We start from the raw sequence: 1,140 nt of genomic DNA on the forward strand, positions 1-1,140 counted from the left end.
TGCTGGGTGAGGAGGCCGCGGGGATCGTAGGTGAGGACGTGGGTGACGGGGTGGTCGGGGTTGGAGTGGTCCTCGACCTGGACCTGCCGGGCCGCAGCGTTTCTGGTGATGTGGGAGAACGTGGCCCCGTCCACGATCGTGGCGGTTTCCAGTCCCGCCTGGTCGTAGGCCGTCTCAACCACGTGGCCGTCCGCATCGACGCTGCGGATCAACCGCCCGGCGGGATCGTAACCCCAGGTCGTGGTGGCGCCGAGAGCATTGGTGGTGCTGAGGCACCGGTCCATGGGGTCGAACACATGGTGACTGACCGCACCCAGGGGGTCGGTGACGGTGACCGCACGCCCGTTGAGGTCATAGGTGTAGCGTGTGACGCCACCATTCCCCGCCACCGCGGCTGTGAGTTGGCCGGCTGGGTCGTAGCGGAACCGGCGCAGCCCGTTCCTGGGGTCACGGGTCTCGATGACTCGGCCGGTTTTGTCGTAGACCCAAGAGTATCTTCCCACTCCGGGGGAGAACCGGGCGGTGATGCGGCCACAGGGGTCGTAGCGACTCCACCCCTTCTCACCGGTGGGCCAGACCTCTTCGATGAGTTGGGAATCCTGGTTGTAGGTGAGGGTGGTGCGGAAGCCGAGTTCGTTGCGGATCCCCGCGACCCGGCCACACTGGTCATAGTCATACCGGATCGACGCGCCGCTGGGGCGGCGGATCCGGACCGGGCGGCCTGCTGGGTCGCGTTCAATCCGGGTGGAGCCACCTGCGGGGTCGGTGTATTCGACTGGCCGACCAGCGCGGTCGTACCTGATACGGGTTTCCGACCCATCCGGGAGGATCGCTGCGATCTGGCGGCCCCACACATCCAGCGTCACCGTGGTGGAGGCGTGGGCATCCCCGATGGTGATCTCCTGGGCCTGGGTGTTGTGATGCCGGTAGGCCCGCACCCCTGACGGGTCGGTGGTTTCGTTGAGGCGGCCGTACTGGTCGTAGCAGCGCTGCCACACCCCACCAGACGGATCGATGCTCTGGCGGAGGCGGGACATCGCGTCGTGGGTGAATTCCCAGGCCGCACCATCGGGCAGCTGGACCCGGTTGATGTTGCCCAGATCATCACAGTCTTGTTCCACCCGACGCCCGAGCGGGTCC

General features: G+C 66.8%; 1 pseudogene. It reads right to left on the reverse strand.

Annotated features, from left to right (window positions below):
- Positions 1-1,140 (reverse strand): annotated as a pseudogene (locus EII35_RS15475) (hypothetical protein); the annotation flags it as partial.

This window comes from Arachnia propionica (assembly GCF_003932785.1).
In the GTDB taxonomy this organism is placed as follows: domain Bacteria; phylum Actinomycetota; class Actinomycetes; order Propionibacteriales; family Propionibacteriaceae; genus Arachnia; species Arachnia propionica_B.